An 18171-nucleotide genomic window follows, 5' to 3' on the forward strand; every position below is an offset into this window, starting at 1 on the left:
CGTGGAACTCGCCTGGTACGCCCTGCTCGGCCTCTTCTTCGCCACCTACCTCGTGCTCGGCGGCTACGACTACGGCGTCGGCCTGCTGCTGGCCCGGCGCGGCCCGGCACCGGGGAGCCGGGCCACGCTCGCCGCGCTCGGGCCGTTCTTCCTCGGCAACGAGGTCTGGCTGGTGGCGGCCGTCGGCATCCTGTTCGGCGCGTTCCCCCGGCTGGAGGGCGAACTGCTCTCCGGCTTCTACCCGGCCGTGCTCGCCGCGCTGGCCGGTGTGGTGCTGGTGACCGCCGGGGTGCAGTTGCGCAGCCGCCCGGTCTCCGCCAGCGCCCGCGCCGCCTGGGACCGGGTGGTGGTGGCCGGCTGCGTACTCGCCGCGCTGGGCTGGGGCGCGCTGCTCGCCGGGCTGCTCCAGGGCCTGCCGGTGGGCGCGGACGGCCATGTGGTCGGTGTCGGTCATCTCGCCACCCCGTTCGTCGCCGCCGCCGCGCTGGCGCTGCTCGCGCTGGTGGCGGTGCACGGTGCGACGTTCCTCACGCTCCGGCTGCCCGCCGCCGAGGCCCCGGCGCTCGCCCGGCTGGCGAGCGGCCTGGTGCCCGCCGCACTCGTCGCGGTCGGCTCCGCCACCGTCCTGGGCCTGCTCTCCGATCGGGTACGCGCCGCGGTGGCGCGGCCGGCGGTGGCCGTACTCCTGCCGTTGGCGCTCGTGGCGGCGCTGCTGACGGCCCGCGCGGCACTGCGGCGGGGCCGGGCCCTGGTGGCCTTCGCGGCGACCGCGACGGCGCTGGCGCTGCCGGCGCCGCTGGTCGGGGCCGCGCTCTGGCCCCGGATCCTGGTCTCCACCGCCGACCCGGCGGCGTCGCTGACGGTGGCCGAGGCGGCCGCCAGCCGCCCCACGCTGGCGCTGTTGGGATGGCTCGCGCTACCGCTCCTGCCGGCCCTACTAGGCTTTCAGGCAATGTGCTGGTGGGTGTTCCGGGGACGGATCGACGGCAGGGCACCGGTGTACTGGTGAACCGCCGCCCGTTCGACCCGCGTCTGCTGCGTCGGGTCCCCGCGGCCCGGCGCGACCTCGCCGTGCTCGCGGTGCTGGGCGGGCTCACCGCGCTGCTGGTGATCGCTCAGGCCACCGCGCTGGCGACGCTGCTGGCGACGGCGTTCGACGGGCGGCTGCACCGGCCGGCGCTGGCCGGGTTCGTGGCCGCGGTGGCCGGGCGGGCGCTGGTGAGCTGGGCGCAGGGCACTGTGGCGGCGCGGGCCGCCGCCACGGTCAAGGCGGCGCTGCGTGCCGATCTGCTGGGCGCGGTCGGCCAGCACGGCCCCACCTGGGTCGCCGGGCAGCGGGCCGGGCAGCTCGCCACGCTGGCCGGGCGCGGCCTGGACGCGCTGGACCCCTACTTCACCGGCTACCTGCCGCAGCTCGTGCTGAGCGTCACGGTGCCGGTGGCGGTGCTGGCCCGGATCGTGTTCGCCGACTGGAGTTCGGCGTTGATCATCGCGCTCACCATCCCGCTCATCCCGATCTTCGGCGCGCTGCTCGGCTGGCAGGCCCAGGCCGCCACCGAACGGCAGTGGCGGCGGTTGTCGCTGCTCGGCGGGCACTTCCTCGACATGGTGGCCGGGCTGCCCACGCTGCGCGCGTTCGGCCGGTCCCGGGGTCAGGTCGACGTGGTACGCCGGATGGCCGACGGCCACCGCCAGGCCACCATGAAGACGCTCCGGATCGCGTTCCTGTCCGCGCTGGTGCTGGAGCTGGTCGCCACGCTCTCCGTGGCGCTGGTCGCGGTGCCGGTCGGCATCCGGCTGCTCGGCGGCGGCCTCACGCTCTCCACCGCGCTGCTGGTGCTGCTGCTCACGCCGGAGGCGTACCTGCCGCTGCGAGCCGCCGGCAGCCGGTTCCACGCCAGCATGGAAGGGCTCACCGCGCTGGACGAGGCGCTCACGCTCTCCGCCACCGACACCCCCGCCGCCGACGAGCCCCGCCGGCCCGCGCCGCGCGGCCGGGGCGAGATCCGCTTCGAGGACGTCACCGTCGCGTACGAACGGACCACGGCGCTGCGCGACGTCACGCTGACCATCCGGCCCGGCGACCGCGTGGCGATCATCGGGCCCAGCGGCGCCGGCAAGAGCACGCTGCTCAACCTGCTGCTCGGCTTCGTCGCACCGACCTCCGGCCGGGTCACCGTCGACGGCGTGGACCTGGCCGGGGTCGACCTCGACGCCTGGCGGCGCGAGCTGGCCTGGGTGCCGCAGCGGGCGCACCTGTTCGCCGGATCGCTCGCCGACAACATCCGCCTCGGCGCACCGGACACCCCGGATGCCGCGCTCGCCGCCGCGGTCACCGGCGCCGCGCTGGACGAGGTGGTCGACGCGCTGCCCGACGGGCTGGACACCCGCCTCGGCGAACGCGGCCACGGCCTGTCCAGCGGCCAGCGGCAACGGGTCGCGCTGGCCCGCGCGTTCCTCCGGGACGCGCCGATCGTGCTGCTCGACGAGCCGACCGCGCGGCTGGACAGCGCCAGCGAGGCGATCGTGCTGGACGCGACCCGGCGGCTGGTCACCGGGCGTACCGCGCTGCTCGTCGCGCACCGGCCCGCGCTGCTCGCCGACGCCGACCGGATCCTGCGCGTCGAGGACGGCCGGGTCACCGAACTGCACCCGACCACCACCGGCCCGGCGGTGCCCCGATGATCCCCGTCTCCCCCGCCCGCCCGGCGGTGGCCCGGTGACCGCCGCCGACGGCGTGACGCCGGTGGGCCGCGAGCCCGCCGGGCCGGCGGGTGTGCCGGTGACGCCCTCCGGCGCGCCGGAGCCGCCCGCGCCCGCCCGGCCGGGTGCCGAGCGGGCGGTGCTGCGCCTGGCCCGGCCGTACCTGCGCCGGCTGCTCGGCGCCGGACTGCTCGCCGCGGCGACCGAGTTCGCCGGTCTGGCGCTGATGGCCACCGCCACCTGGCTGCTGATGAGCGCCGCCGGCCGGCCGCCGCTGGACAGGCTGACGGTGGCCATCGTCGCGGTCCGGGCGCTGGCCGTGAGCCGGGGCGTGTTCCGGTACACCGAACGGCTCGCCGGGCACGACGCCGTCCTGCGCATGATCACCGACGTACGGGCGCGCGTCTTCGCCACGCTCGCCGCCCGGCGCGACACCGGCCGGCGTACCGGGGACGCGCTGAGCCGGCTGGTCTCCGACGTGGAGGCGGCCCAGGACCTGCTCCTGCGCGTCCTCGTGCCGGGAGCGGCGGCGGCACTGGTGAGCGTGCTCGCCGTGGGCGTCGCCGCGCTGATCTCACCGCCGGCCGCCGGTGTGCTCGCAATCGGTCTGCTGGTGGCCGGCGTGGCGCTCCCAGCGCTCGCCACCCGGATCACCCGCCGAGCCGCCGACGAGGTGGCCCCACTGCGGGGCGCGCTCGCCGTCGACGCGGTCGACCTCACCCACGGCGCCGCCGACCTGGCCGCGTTCGGTGCGACAGGCGCCGCGCTCGCCGCCGCCGGGAACCGGGGCGCCCGGCTGGCGAAGCTGGAACGCCGGCTCGCCGCGACCGGCTTCGCGGTGGACGCGCTCGGCGTCCTCGTCGGCGGCCTCACCTCCGCCGCGGTGGTGGTCGTGGCGCTGCGGGCCGGGGTCGGCGGCGTGCTGGTCGGCGTCCTCGCGGTCGGCTCGCTCGCCGCCGTGGAGGTGGCACTCGCGCTCGTCGCGGCGGCCCGCCAGCGCACCCAACTGCGGGCCGGGCTGGCCCGGGTCGCCGACCTGCTCACCGAGCCCGGTCCGGCGACGCCACCGGACGCGCCGGAGCCCACTGTCGACGGCCACGACGTGCGGTTCGCCGACGTGACGGTCCGCTACCGGGCCGGTGCCGCCCCCGCGCTGGACGGGTTCGACCTCGACCTGCCGGCCGGCCGGCGCGTGGCGGTGGTCGGGCCGAGCGGCGCCGGCAAGAGCACGCTCGCCGCGGTGCTCACCAGCGCGGTGCACCCGGCCACCGGCCGGGTCACGGCCGGCGGCGTGCCGGTGTCCGAGATCCCGGCCGAGCACCTGCCCCGGGTCGTCGGCGGCCTGCTCGCCGAGGCGTACGTCTTCCACGCCACCGTCCGGGAGAACCTGCTCCTCGGCCGTCCGGACGCCACCGAGGCGGACCTGGCAGCCGCGACCCGGGCGGCCGGCCTGCTCGACTGGGTACGCGAACAGCCCGACGGCTGGGACACGGTGGTCGGTGAGCAGGGCGGGCAGCTCTCCGGCGGGCAGCGGCAACGCCTCGCGCTGGCCCGGGCGTTGCTGGCCGCCCCGCCGGTGCTGGTGCTCGACGAGCCGACCGAAGGGCTCGACCCGGCGGCGGCCGACACCGTGCTGGACTCCGCACTCGCCGCCACCCCGGCCGGGCACTCGGTGCTGCTGATCAGCCACCGGCTCAGCGGCCTGGCCGGGCTGGACGAGATCGTGGTGCTCGAAGGCGGCCGGGTGGTGCAGCGCGGCCGGCACGACGAGCTGGTGGCCCGCCCCGGCTGGTACCGGGAGCAGTGGCTGCGCCAGGAGGCGGCCGAGCGCGGCTACCTGGCCGTCACGCCCTGACACCCGGCCGGTCGGGGTTTTCCCTGACGCGGGTGTCGGCCGTCGATGGCAGGCTTACCGCATGCGGGTGCATGAGGAGGCGGTGGTCGACCGCCGGCTGCACGAGTTGTCCACGCGGTTGCACGGGCCGGGCCGGCTCAAGACCGACCTGCTGACCGAGGCGCGGCACGCGCTGGAGGACGCCGTCGAGGCGTACCGGGACCGGGGCCTGCCGCCGACGGAGGCGCAGCGGCGGGCGGTCGCCGAGTTCGGCAGCGACGCCCAGCTCGTGCCGGGTTTCCAGGCCGAGCTGGCCGCCGGTGCGCTGCGCGGGCTGGCGCTGCGCACGCTCGTGGTGGCGGTGGTGCTCCTGGCCACCGGTGACCTGACCTGGCAGGGGTCGAGCTGGAGCGGCGGTCCCCCGCCGCCGGCCGCCTATCTGCTGCTCTCCGCCGCGCTGAACGTCATCTGGGGCGTGGTCGCCGCGCTCGCGCTCGCCGCTCTGCTGGCCGGTCCGCTCGTCGCCCGGTGGGGAACGGCACGGCTCGCCCACCCGGCCCGGCTGATCGGTTTCGGTCTGACCGGCAGCCTGCTGCTCGGCGCGGCCGCCGGAGGCGCGCTGTTCGGCTGGTCGCTCGGGCTGTGGGACGCCGCGCTCACCTGGCCGCCGATGATCATCGGGATGGTGGTGGTCTCGGCGGCCTGGTTCGCGCTGGCCCGGGCGGCCCGCTGCTGGGTGCTCGCCGACCGCCGGCTGGCCGGCTGAGCCGCCGGCGCTGGCCTGACCGCTCCCGGCACGGCCGGGACACTGCCGGCACGGCCGGGCGCGGTCAGGCCGGCGCCGTGGGCGGCTCGTCCGCGCCGAGGAACCGCCCGACCGTGGCGCTGAACTCGCGCCAGCCGGCCCGCTCCCCGGCCAGCGCCCGGCCACCGGCCTCGGTCAGCTCGTAGGTGCGGCGCTCCCGGCCGTTCACAGTGCTCCACGTGCTCGCCACCAGCCCGGCGCGCTCCAGCCGGCGCAGCGCCGGATAGATGGTGCCGGTGGGCAGGTCCAGCGCGCCGCCGCTGCGGGCTCGCAACGCCTCGATGATCGCGTAGCCGTGCAGCGCACCCCGTTCCAGCACCGCGAGCAGCAGCGCGTCCAGGTGTCCGTGCAGCGCCTGCGCCTTCATGTGTAGCAACGCTACTTGTCGGCCCGCCGCGACGCCATGGGGTGCACCTCCCGGCCGGAACGGTCGCCCACTAGGGTATGTGCCCAGAGTCACTCGGCGGCGCGACGCCGCCGGGTGGGCAACCCGAACGCACACGGAGGTCAGCGTGGCCCGCCAGTCGCCCCAACGGCCCGACGCCGACGAGCCCGAGCTCGACGACACCGACGCCGCCGTCGCGGCCGACGAGGCCGAGGAGGACCGTCCGCCGGCCGACCGCGCGCTCTGGGACGAGGTGCGGATCGACCCGGTGGAGATCGCCCTGCCCGCCGGCACCGGCTTCACGCTGCGGGCGTACCGGCAGGCGCGCGAGCTGACCCCGACCGACGTCGTCGAGCGCGACCAGGACGACCCGTTCCTGGCCCGCCGCCAGGTCGTCGAGACCGAGGACGACGAGGAGGTGGTGATCCTCGACGAGGAGTTCGCCGCCCTCTCCGCCGAGGAGGACGACGAGGACGAGGAGAAGGACGCCAAGTCCCGCCGCAAGGGCAAGGCCGACGCCTCGGACGACGAGGCCGCGGCCGAGGCCGACGACGAGGCCGAAGACGACGCGGACGCGGACGAGGCGGGCGACGAGGAGGTGCCGGTCTTCCTCACCCACAAGGGCCGGCTCCTGCTGTTCAAGACCCCCGAGTCATTGGTCACTTTCATCCGTTCCGGTGCGCCGAACGACATGTCCCAGCTGGACAGCTGGAATGAACTGTCCGAACGGCTGGAGCCGGCCGACATCGCCCCGCTGGACGAGGACACCTACGAGCTCGACCTGGTGGTGGAGAACCTGCGCGGCGGCCACGACGCGTGGGACCACGAGCTGCTGATCGAAGCCGGTGAGATCGCCCGTGACCTGGCGTACGCCCTGCGGCTACCGGCGGTGCTGGACATGCTCTCCGCCGGCTCCAGCCTGGACGACCTGGACGAGGCGCTGCGCGCTTCCGTGAACGGTGGCGTCGGTGGTTTCCTGGGTCGTCGCCGACTGAAGAAAATCGGGGCACAAACCGCAAGTCTCGGTTGGCGCACCATTGTCGGGAAGATCTCTGCGGTTGTGGACTGGCGCGACTGACCCGGAGCGGGGAGCATCAGTCTCTGGCAGTGCAAGACCTGTGTCCCGGGAGGAGGACGACGCCGTGGCGCTCGTGCGCGTGTACTGCGGTCTGGCCTCGGCAGATCCGGCCGACCGAACGGCTTCGGCCGGAACGACGCTGACGTCCGCTGTGGTCGACGACGCAGGCCGTCTGCTGCACGTCTGCGAGATCGGTGACGATCCCGCCGGTTACGCCCGGCTGGTCGCGCTGCTGGTGGAGCGGTCCGGCGGTCCGAGCGGGGCGGCCATCGCCGCCGACAGCGACGACCACATCGTCACCTCGCTGCTGAGCGCCGCCGGCCGGCCGCTGGCGATCGCCGACGACGACTCGGTCGACGACTTCGCCGAGCGCTTCGCCGACGACGACTCCCTGGAGGAGATGCAGTCCCCGCCCGCCGAGCGCCGGGCGGTCGGGCTGGCCCGCGCGCTCCAGGCCGGCGCGCTCTCCGCGGTTACCCTCCCGGCCCCGCGCGAACTCGCCGGATACACGCAGGTCCTGGCCGCGCACGCGGCGCTGGCGAGTGGCCGGCACTCCGCTGCGGTGACGCTGCGCGAGGTGCTCCGCGAGCTCTATCCGGCCGCGCTGCGGGCCTATCCGGACCCCGCCGACCGGGTCGCCCTGGCGGTGCTCGACGCGCTGCCCGAACCGGGCATGCTCACCGGCCCCGCGGCCCGTGGCGGCCGCGACGGCGGGCTGACCGCCGACGCGGTGGTCGCCCATCTGGCCGGCGAAGGGGTGGCCGACGCCGACGCCGTCTCCGACGCGGTGACCGCGCTGCGCGTCGCCATCTCCGAGACGCCCCGGCGGGCCACCGTGAACCGGACGCTCACCGCGGCCGTCGCCGAGACCGTACGGCAGGCCGTCGCCTCGGTCCGGACCTGTGACGCCGGCTGCGACGCGCTCGTCGGCGCGCTCGCCGAACGCACCGCGCCCACTCCCGCGACCGGCCGCCGGGCCGCCGCCCGACGGGGAGAGCAGGTCGACGAGCTGGCCTCGACGTCGGCGGCCGACCTTCGGCCGGTGCGCTCCCTCCAGCCCGGCCCGGCCGCCGAGCCCCACCACGGTCGTCCCGAGCCGGCCGGGGCACCCGAGCCGGCCGGCCGTCGCGGCCGTCCCGAGCCGGTCCCCGGTGGGCGGCGCAGCCGCCCGGAGCCGGTGTCCGGTCCGGCCGCCACGACGACACCCCGGCCGCTCGGCCCGCCACCTGTCGCGCCCGCACCGGTGACGCCGCCGCCCGTCGCCCCGGCCCCGGTCACGCCCGTCGCTCCGGCGGCCGCACTGGGCCGGCCGGCGTCTGCTCCCCCGGCACGGCCCGAGCCGACCGGCGCGCCACTGCCGTCGCGGGTGGACGGCCCCACCAACCGGCCGGTCTCCGCGCCGCCCCCGCCGCCGCCGGGCATCACGCCGATCGCGCCCTCCCCGCGTGGCGCCGTCCCGCCGGCCGAGGCTGGCGAGCCGTTCCGCCCGACGCTCACCACCGCGGCGATCAACAAGGCCCGGGCCGAGCGGCAGCGCACCGTCATCCCGCCCCGGCCCAAGACCAACCAGCACCAGGAACCGCCGACCGGTGGGTTCAGCGCCACCGACCTGAGCATCCCGGTGCCGGCCCCGCGCCCGCCCGCGCCGGAGGCGGCTCCGCCGGGTTCCCGGGCGAACTGGCCGCTGGTGAACAACGAGGACGACGCCGCGCGGGAGCGGGAGGGCACCACCTACCCGTACGGGCGAGGCGTGGACGCGCCGAGCGACCCGGGCCGCGTCACGCCGCCGTGGCTCGCCGACGACCTGCCGCAGGAGCCGCCGATGCTGCGGCTGGTGGAGCCGCCGCCGCTCGCCGACCGCGCGTTGCGCGACGAGATGAGCCCCGGTCTGGAGACGCCCCCGCTGCGTCTGGTCGACCAGGGCGACCCGGGCCGGGTCCCGCTGCCCGCCGCGCCCGAGCGGCGTCCCGCGCCGAAGGAGCACCGGCCGCCGCCGGTCTCCGACGAGGGTGACGGCGATCTGCTGATCTTCGCGCAGGCCAAGTCCGCCTGGTTCGTCGGGCACGGCGACGAGGCCGACCTGGACTGGTCGACCACCGCCGACACCGGCTGGCAGGCGGCCGAGCAGGCGGCCCGCCCGGCCGTCGGCGCGGAGACCAAGGCCGGTCTGCCCAAGCGCGTACCGCAGGCCAACCTGGTGCCGGGTTCCCCGCTGCGCGAGGAGCGTCCACTGCGCATCGTCCGGAACGCGGCGAGCCTCGCCGAGAACACCACCGGCTACTTCCGGGGGTGGCGGCGCGGTCAGGAGATCGGCGGCTTCGCCGTGGGCGGCCGTCCGGGCCGTGAGGCGGCCGGGGGCTGGGACTTCACCCGCGACACCGGTGACCGCGACGACGACCGGGAATACGAGTACCGTTCGGCGGGCTACCGCTCCTGACCCGGGCTCGCCGGGTGTTTCATCCCACACCGGGGCGATTTGACGCTGGGCTGGACCGGCCGGGAACATACCCGGCGGACCAGCGGCGGCGCCTGTTCGCCGGGGTGGGAAGGCGATTCCATTGGCGACACCGGCGTTCGACTCCACTGTGCTCACCCGGCGGGGTGTCCTCGCCGCCGCGGCCGGGAGCCTGCTGCTCGCGGGCTGCGCGCCGCAGGGCCAGCGGCCGGACGACGGCCCGTCCAGCAGCGCGCCGGCCGACCAGGACCTGATCGTCGGGGCGAGTCTTGAGCTGACCGGCGCGGGGGCGCTGCTCGGTGCCGCCCAGCGGCAGGCCCTGCAACTCACCGCCGACTCGCTGAACCGCGCCGGCGTACCGGTCGGGAACCTGGTCCGATCGGTCCGGCTGCAGATCCTGGACAACGGCAGCAATCCCGAGGTCGCCGCGCGCCATGCCGCCGATCTGACCCGGGTCGGCGCCCAGGCGCTGATCGGCGGTGTGCTCGGCGAGACCTCGATGGCCCTCGCGGCGGCCGCCCAGCGGGTCAAGACGCCCTTCCTGTCACTCGGCTACGGTGACCGCATCGTGCAGCCGCTGGACGAACGCACGTTCACCTACAAGCTCACCCCGGACGCCGTGGACATGGCCGGGCGCCTGGTGGAGCTGTTCGAGTCCAAGAAGATCCGGCGGGTGTCGGTGCTCGCCGCCGACGGGATGCACGGCGACTCGGGTGTGCGGGCGATGCGGGAGGCGCTCGCCGACAGCACCACCGACCTGGTCCGCACGGTACGCCTGCCGGCGACCGGTCGGCGCTTCCGTGCCGCCGCCGAGCGCGTCGCCGGGGGGCAGCGGGACGGCGTGGTGGTCTGGGGTACCGCGCCCGACTCCGGAGTCGCCGCGCGGGAGCTGCGTGCCGCCGGCCACCGCGGGCCGATCTTCTTCGACGCCGGGGCGGTCGCCGACGACACCGTGCAGGGTGCCAACGCCGCCGCCGTGGAGGGCGCGTACGCGGTGCACCCGGCCTGCCTGGACGTCTCCGCGGCCACCGCCACCACGACGGCGCAGCTGGCCCGCCGGGACTTCGTCAACCGCTACACGCAGCGCCACGGCGTCAGCCCGGACTTCGCCCCGTACGCCTCGGACGCGCTCCAGCTCCTCGCCACGTCGGCGCGGATGGCGACGAGCCTGGACCGGGGCCGGCTGCGGGCCCTCCTCCAGGCGCAGACCGTCGAGGGCATCGCCGGCGGGTACGCGTTCAGCGCCGACCGGCACGGCGGCATGGAGCCCGACTCGCTCGCCGTGTACCAGGTGTTCCGGGGCACCTGGACCCGGTACGCCTGACCGGAGACGCCACCCGGCGACCGTCCTGTATGGAGGGTCACCGGGTGATCGCGTACCGTGTCCGTTCCCAGACGCCAGGAAGCGCCCGGTGGCCTCAGGCCGCCGGGCGCTTCCGCGCGCCGGTCAGGCGGGCGCGACGGCCCGCGAGCGCCGCATGGTGAGCACGTACTCGACCAGCGAGATCAGCACGTGCTTCGTGGACTCCCGGTTACGGGCGTCGCACGGCACCACCGGCACGTCGCGGGAGATCGCCAGCGCGTCCCGGACGTCCTGCGGATCGTGGTACTGCATGCCGTCGAAGCAGTTGATGGCCACCAGGTACGGCAGCCGCCGGTGCTCGAAGAAGTCGATGGCGGCGAAGCAGTCGGCGAGCCGCCGGGTGTCGACCAGCACCACAGCGCCGATCGCACCACGGACCAACTCGTCCCACATGAACCAGAACCGCGTCTGACCCGGCGTACCGAAGAGGTACAGGATCAGGTCACGGTCGATCGAGATACGACCGAAGTCCATCGCCACCGTGGTCGTCGTCTTGCCCGGCACCTGCCGGGTGTCGTCGACGCCGACACCGGCGGAGGTCATGATCGCTTCGGTGGTCAGCGGCGTGATCTCCGAGACCGAGCCGACCAGCGTCGTCTTGCCGACGCCGAACCCACCGGCGATAACGATCTTCGCCGACGTCACGCGGCCGCTCTGGGCCGGCGGCCGGTGCGACATGTCAGAGCCTGCGAAGTCCACTCAGCACCCTCTCCAGCAGTTCAGTGCCCACCGCGTCGTCGGAGTCGTCCAAAATGGTCGGCTCGTGGACCGCGACCAGGCCGTCCGTCGCCATGTCGGCGATGAGCACCCGGGCCACGCCGAGCGGAAGCTGCATCCGCGCCGCGATCTCGGCGAGCGACTGCACACGTCCGTCACACAACGCGGCGATGTACTGGTGTTCACGACCGTGGCCACCATTGCCAGTGGCAACCGCTCGGCCGCGCACCGTCGTCTCGACGAGCGCCTCCAGGGCGATGTCGAGCCGGGGACGGGTACGACCGCGGGTAACGGCGTACGGCCGGACCAACGCTCCGGTCGGCTCGTCACGATCCGCCATTTCGCCGCTCACCTCCCTCGTACCCGGCACCGGCTCGCCCCGGTGGCATCCGTCGCTGTATTTGTCGTTCCCGCACCTGACCCACCGGCCAGCGCGTCATTCAGCCCATCATCCCCACAGCCGTTCGCGGCTGCGGCGTCAGGGCATCGCCCACCCGGTCCACGAGCAGGGCCATCTCGTACCCGACCTGACCCACGTCGCAGCTCCGCGCCGCCAGCACCGCGAACGACGAGCCGTCCGAGATGGACATCAGGAACAGGAAACCGTTGTCCATCTCGACGACTGTCTGCAACACCGCCCCGCCCTCGAAGCAGCGGGCCGCGCCCTGGGTCAGGCTGACCAGACCGGACGCGATCGCGGCGAGCTGGTCGGCGCGGTCCCGCGGAAGGTCACGGGACGAGGCGAGAAGCAGGCCGTCGGCCGACACCGCGACCGCGTGCGCCACACCGGGCACCCGGTCGGCGAAGTTGGCGAGCAGCCATCCGAGATCCTGCGTAGTAGTCATCCTTGTTGCTCCTTCTGCCCGCTCCCGGCCGCCGGGCCTGAGTCAGACTGCGAGGACTGCTGCCCGCCCGGAGTGCCCTCCGGGCCGGTCGTGTTGCTGTCGGTGTTACGCCCGCGCTGCACGCCTCGATGGTAGGCCGAGAGCAGGCCCCGGACTCCCTCCGGCGTCCGCCGCTGCACCGACGCGGAGGGCTTCTCGATGCTGCCCGGCACGAGCTGCGCCATCGGCTTCCGCTTCGGCAGACCCTTCTGGGTGGTCTCCGCGACCGGCACCTCGGTGGCCGCCGAGGCGGCCCGCCAGCCGTCGTCGGCGGCGGTCTGCCACGGTGAGGACTGCGGTGACGCGGCCGGCTGCCGAGTGGGCAACCCCCCGGTGTACGCCGGACGGGTGTTCCCGTTCGCCGCGCCGTTGTCACGCGGTGCTCCGCCGGCCGTCGGAGTGTGTGCCATCGGTGTGTTACCTGTCGTTGCTGGTGTCGTCTGCGGCACGGGCCGGCCGGCTGTGTCCACCTTGGCGAACTGCTGGGTGGCGGCGGCGCCACCGTTCGTCGCCGGGGCCGGGGCCGCCGCCTCCTCGTTGGGCCCGGGCCGGCGGGTACGGAACCACGCCGACTCCAGCTCCCGGAAGATCGGCAGCTCCATCGTCTCGTCCGCGTACCGCTGGCGGTTGCCCGGCTGCTGCGGCGCGGCCGGGCGCGACACCGGCGCCGCGGGGGTGGCCGGGCGGCCCGCCGCCGGAGCGGCGGCCTGCTGGCCGGCCGCCGGCTGCGGGGTGGCGGGCATCTCCGTGCGCGGCACCCGGGGCAGCTCGGTGGTCATGTCCATGCCACTGGCGGGCCGTTCCGGCACCGGCGGAGCCGGCGTCGGCGCGACCGGGGGCCAGACCGGCGGGGCGCTGACACCCGGGGCGGGCATCGGGCGCGTCGGCAACTGGTTCGCCGGCGGCGCGGAGGCCGGGTGACCCGAGGTGGGCTGCCCGGAGACCGGGGCGGCCGACGCGGGGTGCCCGGAGACCGGAGCCGCCGAGACCGGGCGGTACGGCAGCGGGTCACCGGAGACCGGCGCCGCGGACACCGGACGGCCCGAGAACGGGTCGCCGGAGACCGGGGCGGCCGAGACCGGGCGGTACGGCATCGGGTTGCCGGAGACCGGCACGCCGGAGACCGGCGGCAGCGGCGGCGCCGACACCGGCGGGACGGGCGGCGCGGAGACCGGCGGCGGGCTGTAGGGCCGCGCCTCCGGGCTGCTCGGGAGCTGACGCGGGATCGCCGGCTGCTGGCCGGTGCTGCCCGGATCGCCGTCGGCCGGGTTGCGCCGCTGCGGCAGCGGGTCCATCGACTGGCCGTTTGCGGGCCGGGGACCGAAGCCGCCGTCCCCGCCGGCCGGGTTGGCGCCGGTCAGGTCGGACCAGGCCGGCATGGCCCGGCCGCCGCCGGCGGCGTTCGCCGGGGTGCCCGCGCCGTTGCGCGGCGCCGGGTCGAAGGCGCGTCCGCCGAGCGTGACCTGGTTGCCCGAGGAGCCCGGGTGCGCCGCGGGCGGCAGGCTCGGCGCGTTGTTGCCGAAGGCGGCCAGGGCGCCGAAGGCCGGCGCCGGGCCGTTCTGCTGCGGGCCGGCGGCCGGCAGCGCCGGTCCGGGCTGTCCGCGGCCGGCCAGGGCGCGCGGCACCAGGACCGAGGTCGGCAGCGTCACGTCGGCGACGGTGCCCCGGTCGGCGCCGGGCCGCAGCTCGACCCGGACGCCGTGCCGGGCGGCCAGCCGCGCGACCACGACCAGGCCCATCATCCGGGAGACCGCGACGTCCACCTGCGGCGGCGTGGCCAGCCGCTCGTTGAGGTCACGGATCTGCTCCGGGCTGATGCCGATGCCCCGGTCCTCCACGTAGAGGGAGGCGCGGTCGCCGACCCGCCGGGCCTCCACCATGACCTGGGAGTCCGGCGGGGAGAAGGCGGTGGCGTTGTCGAACAGCTCGGCGACCAGGTGCACCAGGTCGTTGACAGCGTGCGCGGCGACCTCGATGTCCCGGTCGATCACGCCGAACTCGATCCGGGTGTAGTGCTCGACCTCGGACTGGGCGGCGCGGAGCACGTCGATCAGGGCGGCGGGCTCGCGCTGCACGCGGGTGGAGTCCGCTCCGGCGAGGACCAGCAGGTTCTCGTCGTTGCGGCGCATCCGGGTGGCCAGGTGGTCGAGCTGGAACAGCTCGGCCAGCCGGTCCGGGTCCTCCTCGCCGCGCTCCAGCCGGTCGAGGTGGCCGATCAGCCGGTCGACCAGGATCTGCGAGCGGCGGGCCAGGTTGACGAACATGGTCGCGACCGAGGCCCGCAGGGCGGCCTGCTCGGCGGCGGTACGGACGGCCTCCAGGTGGACGGCGTTGAACGCCTCGGTCACCTGGCCGAACTCGTCCTTGCTGCGCACCGGCAGCGGCTCGGCGATCTGGTTGGCCAGTTGGACCGGGGAGAGCTGGCCGGTCACCTGCGGGTCCCGCAGCCGGGCGACCGCCTGTGGCAGCCCGTACTGGGCCACCGCCAGGGCGCCCTGGCGCAGGTCGCGCAGCGAGCGGGCCATCGACCGGGCCACCAGGTAGGCGAAGAGGATGGCCAGCAGCAGCATGGTGAGCAGCAGGCCGGTCTCCAGGAACACCTGGCGCTGGGTGTCCGAGCGCAGCGCGTCGGCCTGCCGGACCACGTTGCCGTCGAGCCGGGCCTCCACGGTCCGGATCAGCTTGGCGTTGGCGACCATCGTCTGGTCCCACTGGTCCGACCCGAACGGGGCGTTCTCCATCGAGCCGTTGTTGTTGCCGGAGATGAAACTGGTGAAGCGGTCGGCCTTGCGCAGGTCGGGCCCGGAGACGGTCTGCTCGTAGAACAGCTTGTCGGGCTCGGTGGCGACGGCCTGGAAGGTGGCCAGCGACTGCGACTGGCCGGTGCCGCTGGCGATGAACTGCTCGCGCAGCGCGGCGGTGTACTGGTTCTGGGTGAGCGCCTGGTGGACGACGACCCGGCGCTGGGTCAGGTATTCCTTCTGGCGGGCCACGGCGGCCGACGCGCGCATCCGGTCACTCAGGTCGTTGTTGCCGGCGAGCTGGGTGGCCGAGTCGCGGATGGTCAGCAGGTCCTCGATGAGCTGGCGGTACGCCTGGTCGGCATCGTTGATCTTGAGCTTGCCGTTCAGCACCTGGCTGCGCGTCGCCGGGAGGTCCTTCAGCTGGGTGTCGATCGTGTCCAGCAGCCCGACGAAGTTGCGGGGCAGGTCGTCGATCTCGCCACGCTGCCGCAGGTAGGGCGACTTCGCCTGGTCCACCCGCTGGTTGGCCCGGTTGTAACCCTCCTGGTACTGCGCCCGGGTCTGGAACTCCTTGGCGCCGAGGAAGAGCACGGCGCCGACCCGCTCGTCCTGCACGGTGTCGACCAGGTCACCCGAGTAGCCGATCAGGTTGGCCAGATCCCCCGCCCGGTTGGCATTGTTGAGCGTCTCCAGGTGGTCGACCAGACCACTGGTGCCCACCACGACCGTGGCGATGGTCGGCACGATCATGATCAGACCGAGCTTGGACCAGATCGGCATGTCGCGTAGCCGGCTCATCGGCCGGCGCAGCCGCGACAGGAAGGAGCCCGCCGTCGTTGGCCGTTTGCTCACGTCACCGCCCTCGCATTACCGCGCTCCGCGCCACCCTGAGGGCAACGCCGAGCGACCGACCCGGCGGGTCGGACCTCCGAGATTCCATCACGCCGCTCCGCAAAGAGAAAGACCAGGTTGTCCCTCGCCGGAGGTGTGATGAGATGTTGATGCAATTTGATAGCAATCCGTCTGGCCGGAGTCACTGAAGGTAATGAATCACCCGCACCGCGTCGTCCTGCTCGCCGGCCCCTCCGGCTCGGGAAAGTCATACATAGCCCAGCGAACCGGACTTCCGGTGCTCTGCCTGGACGACTTCTACAAGGACGGCGATGACCCTACGTGTCCACGTCGAAACGGACAGGTGGATTGGGAGTCCCCACTGTCCTGGGATGCGGACACAGCGGTGCAAACAATCGCCCGACTGGCCCGTGAGGGCAAGGCCGAAGTGCCGGTTTATGCGATCGGCGCGGACCGCCGGGTAGCCACCCGGCCATTCGATGTCGACGGATCGCCAATCTTCGTCGCCGAGGGGATCTTCGCGGCCGAGATCGTGGCCGAGTGCCGGCGGCGCGGGCTGCTCGCCGGGGCGTACGCGTTGCGCCGCCCGCGTGGCGCGACGTTCCTGCGCCGCCTCGCCCGGGATCTCACCGAACAGCGCAAGGCGCCCCGGGTGCTGCTCCGGCGCGGCGTCGCGCTGCTGCGCGCCGAACCGGCCGTGCTGCGCCGGCAGACCGGGCTGGGCGCCGAGGCGGCCCGGGCCGGGCAGGTGCTGCGCGGGGTGGCCGCGCTGCTCTCCGGCCACCCCCGCCAGTCGTGATCAGCCGATCAGCTCGGCGTACGCCGGCTTGATCACCTCGTCGATGATCCGCAGCCGCTCGTCGAACGGGATGAACGCGCTCTTCATCGCGTTGATGGTGAACCACTGGAGTTCCTTCCAGCCGTAGCCGAAGGCCTCCACCAGCAGCGCCATCTCCCGCGACATCGAGGTGCCGCTCATCAGCCGGTTGTCGGTGTTCACCGTCACCCGGAACCGCAGGTCGCGCAGCAGCCCGATCGGGTGGTCGGCGATCGAGGCCGCCGCCCCGGTCTGCACGTTCGACGACGGGCACAGCTCCAGCGGGATGCGCTTGTCCCGCACGTACGCGGCCAGCCGGCCCAGCACCGGCGGGTTGCCCGGGGTGATGTCGTCGACGATGCGGACGCCGTGGCCGAGCCGGTCGGCGCCGCACCACTGGATCGCCTGCCAGATGGACGGCAGGCCGAACGCCTCACCGGCGTGGATGGTGAAGTGGAAGTTCTCCCGCTGGAGGTACTCGAACGCGTCCAGGTGCCGGGTGGGCGGGAAGCCCGCCTCGGCGCCGGCGATGTCGAAGCCGACCACCCCGGTGTCGCGGTGCCGCACGGCCAGCTCGGCGATCTCCTGCGAGCGGGCCGCGTGCCGCATCGCGGTCAGCAGCGTGCCGACCCGGATCGGGGTGCCCGCCTCGGCGGCCAGCGCGCTGCCCTCCCGGAAGCCGGTGACGACGGCGTCGACCACCTCGTCCAGGGTCAGGTTCTGCTCCAGGTGCTGCTCCGGCGCGAACCGCACCTCGGCGTAGACCACACCGTCGGCGGCCAGGTCCAGCGCGCACTCCCGGGCGACCCGGCGCAACGCGGCAGGGGTCTGCATGACCGCCACCGTGTGCGCGAACGTCTCCAGGTAGCGCTCCAGCGAGCCGGAGTTCGCCGCCTCGGTGAACCAGAGGCCGAGCGCAGCCGGGTCGGTGGTGGGCAGTTCGTGACCGACCTCGGCGGCCAGCTCGACGATCGTCGCGGGCCGCAGGCCGCCGTCGAGGTGATCGTGCAGCAGCGCCTTCGGGACCTTGACGATGTCCTCGTACGAGATTGCGACCATGCTCAGACCCTAGTCACCCCCGGTGCCCGCCGGGCGGTCGACCGGGCCGGTCAGGGATGCCAGCCGTACACCCGCTCCACCGCGAGCCGCAGGACCACCCGCCCGTCGGCCACCATGGCGGCCCGGTACTCGGCCCAGTCCGGGTGCTCGCCCCGGATCCGCCGGTAGACCTCGACCAGTTCCTCGACCGTGGCGTCGTCGGTGGCGGCGGCCGGCCGGGTGAGCGTCACGGTGCCCTCGGCCACCGCGTACGCCGCGCCGTCGGCGGTGGTGACGTGGAAGCTGGCCCGGGGGTCGCGACGCAGGTTGCGCACCTTCGCCCGGTCGCCGGTGGTGGAGCAGCGGATCAGACCCGGCTCGGCCAGATAGTCGAGGTTCGACAGCTGGGGCCGGCCGTCCCGGCGCAGCGTGGCGAGCACCCCGCGCCCGCGCTCACCGAACAGCTCCCATAGCCGGGCGCTCACCGCGCTCACCG

Annotated in this window: 15 protein-coding genes; 8 read left to right on the forward strand and 7 right to left on the reverse strand. The window is 74.7% G+C overall.

What is annotated here, in order from left to right:
* Position 1 precedes the first annotated feature (1 nt).
* The 4 genes from AB0C17_RS15250 to AB0C17_RS15265 all read left to right on the forward strand — a co-directional run bounded on the left by AB0C17_RS15250 (position 2) and on the right by AB0C17_RS15265 (position 5303).
* The gene (locus AB0C17_RS15250) at positions 2-1009 is read left to right on the forward strand and encodes a cytochrome d ubiquinol oxidase subunit II (RefSeq protein WP_357381492.1); all 1008 of its coding nucleotides are present in this window, start codon (positions 2-4) and stop codon (positions 1007-1009) included.
* Entirely contained in the window at positions 1006-2685 is a 1680-nt protein-coding gene (gene cydD / locus AB0C17_RS15255; RefSeq protein ID WP_357381490.1) for a thiol reductant ABC exporter subunit CydD, read from the forward strand. Before AB0C17_RS15250 ends, cydD begins: the two co-directional genes overlap by 4 nt.
* Positions 2686-2719: 34 nt before the next feature.
* A complete protein-coding gene (gene cydC / locus AB0C17_RS15260) occupies positions 2720-4558 on the forward strand; it encodes a thiol reductant ABC exporter subunit CydC (RefSeq protein ID WP_357478957.1) in 1839 nt (612 codons plus the stop codon).
* Positions 4559-4619: 61 nt separating this feature from the next.
* Positions 4620-5303 (forward strand): permease prefix domain 1-containing protein, encoded by a 684-nt coding sequence (locus AB0C17_RS15265; protein WP_357381486.1) that lies wholly within the window; start codon positions 4620-4622, stop codon positions 5301-5303.
* 64 nt (positions 5304-5367) lie between these two features.
* On the opposite strand, the gene AB0C17_RS15270 is transcribed toward AB0C17_RS15265, so the two are convergent.
* A complete protein-coding gene (locus AB0C17_RS15270; RefSeq protein ID WP_354864763.1) occupies positions 5368-5709 on the reverse strand; it encodes a helix-turn-helix transcriptional regulator in 342 nt (113 codons plus the stop codon).
* A 145-nt stretch (positions 5710-5854) separates the two neighbouring features.
* On the opposite strand from AB0C17_RS15270, the gene AB0C17_RS15275 reads away from it, so the two are divergent.
* The 3 genes from AB0C17_RS15275 (at position 5855) to AB0C17_RS15285 (ending at position 10584) form a co-directional block, all read left to right on the forward strand.
* The gene (locus AB0C17_RS15275; protein ID WP_357478960.1) at positions 5855-6805 is read left to right on the forward strand and encodes a DNA primase; all 951 of its coding nucleotides are present in this window, start codon (positions 5855-5857) and stop codon (positions 6803-6805) included.
* Between the two features lie 40 nt (positions 6806-6845).
* Complete coding sequence (locus AB0C17_RS15280) at positions 6846-9242, forward strand: transposase (protein ID WP_357478963.1); 2397 nt, start codon at positions 6846-6848, stop codon at positions 9240-9242.
* Between the two features lie 121 nt (positions 9243-9363).
* The gene (locus AB0C17_RS15285) at positions 9364-10584 is read left to right on the forward strand and encodes an ABC transporter substrate-binding protein (RefSeq protein WP_357381480.1); all 1221 of its coding nucleotides are present in this window, start codon (positions 9364-9366) and stop codon (positions 10582-10584) included.
* Between the two features lie 123 nt (positions 10585-10707).
* On the opposite strand, the gene AB0C17_RS15290 is transcribed toward AB0C17_RS15285, so the two are convergent.
* From AB0C17_RS15290 to AB0C17_RS15305, 4 genes are all read right to left on the reverse strand, one after another.
* The gene (locus AB0C17_RS15290; RefSeq protein WP_269702284.1) at positions 10708-11301 is read right to left on the reverse strand and encodes an ATP/GTP-binding protein; all 594 of its coding nucleotides are present in this window, start codon (positions 11299-11301) and stop codon (positions 10708-10710) included.
* Between the two features lies 1 nt (position 11302).
* Positions 11303-11680, reverse strand: a complete 378-nt coding sequence (locus AB0C17_RS15295; RefSeq protein ID WP_030501200.1) for a DUF742 domain-containing protein — start codon at positions 11678-11680, stop codon at positions 11303-11305.
* Positions 11681-11780: 100 nt separating this feature from the next.
* Positions 11781-12185: a roadblock/LC7 domain-containing protein gene (locus AB0C17_RS15300; protein ID WP_013283992.1), complete on the reverse strand. Its 405-nt coding sequence runs from the start codon at positions 12183-12185 to the stop codon at positions 11781-11783.
* Positions 12182-15820, reverse strand: a complete 3639-nt coding sequence (locus tag AB0C17_RS15305; protein WP_357381478.1) for a nitrate- and nitrite sensing domain-containing protein — start codon at positions 15818-15820, stop codon at positions 12182-12184. The genes AB0C17_RS15300 and AB0C17_RS15305 overlap by 4 nt, the downstream gene beginning before the upstream one ends.
* A 385-nt stretch (positions 15821-16205) precedes the next feature.
* Here AB0C17_RS15305 and AB0C17_RS15310 point away from each other — a divergent pair, with 385 nt between their 5' ends.
* Positions 16206-16619: a hypothetical protein gene (locus AB0C17_RS15310; RefSeq protein WP_357478968.1), complete on the forward strand. Its 414-nt coding sequence runs from the start codon at positions 16206-16208 to the stop codon at positions 16617-16619.
* On the opposite strand, the gene AB0C17_RS15315 is transcribed toward AB0C17_RS15310, so the two are convergent.
* Both AB0C17_RS15315 and AB0C17_RS15320 read right to left on the reverse strand, forming a co-directional pair.
* Positions 16620-17696, reverse strand: coding sequence for an adenosine deaminase (locus tag AB0C17_RS15315; RefSeq protein WP_357381474.1), 1077 nt, complete (start codon positions 17694-17696; stop codon positions 16620-16622).
* A gap of 50 nt (positions 17697-17746) precedes the next feature.
* Positions 17747-18169, reverse strand: coding sequence for a PPOX class F420-dependent oxidoreductase (locus AB0C17_RS15320; protein WP_357479043.1), 423 nt, complete (start codon positions 18167-18169; stop codon positions 17747-17749).
* Positions 18170-18171 lie beyond the last annotated feature (2 nt).

Origin of the sequence: Micromonospora sp. NPDC048887 (assembly GCF_040649715.1) — a bacterium.
Taxonomy (GTDB): domain Bacteria; phylum Actinomycetota; class Actinomycetes; order Mycobacteriales; family Micromonosporaceae; genus Micromonospora.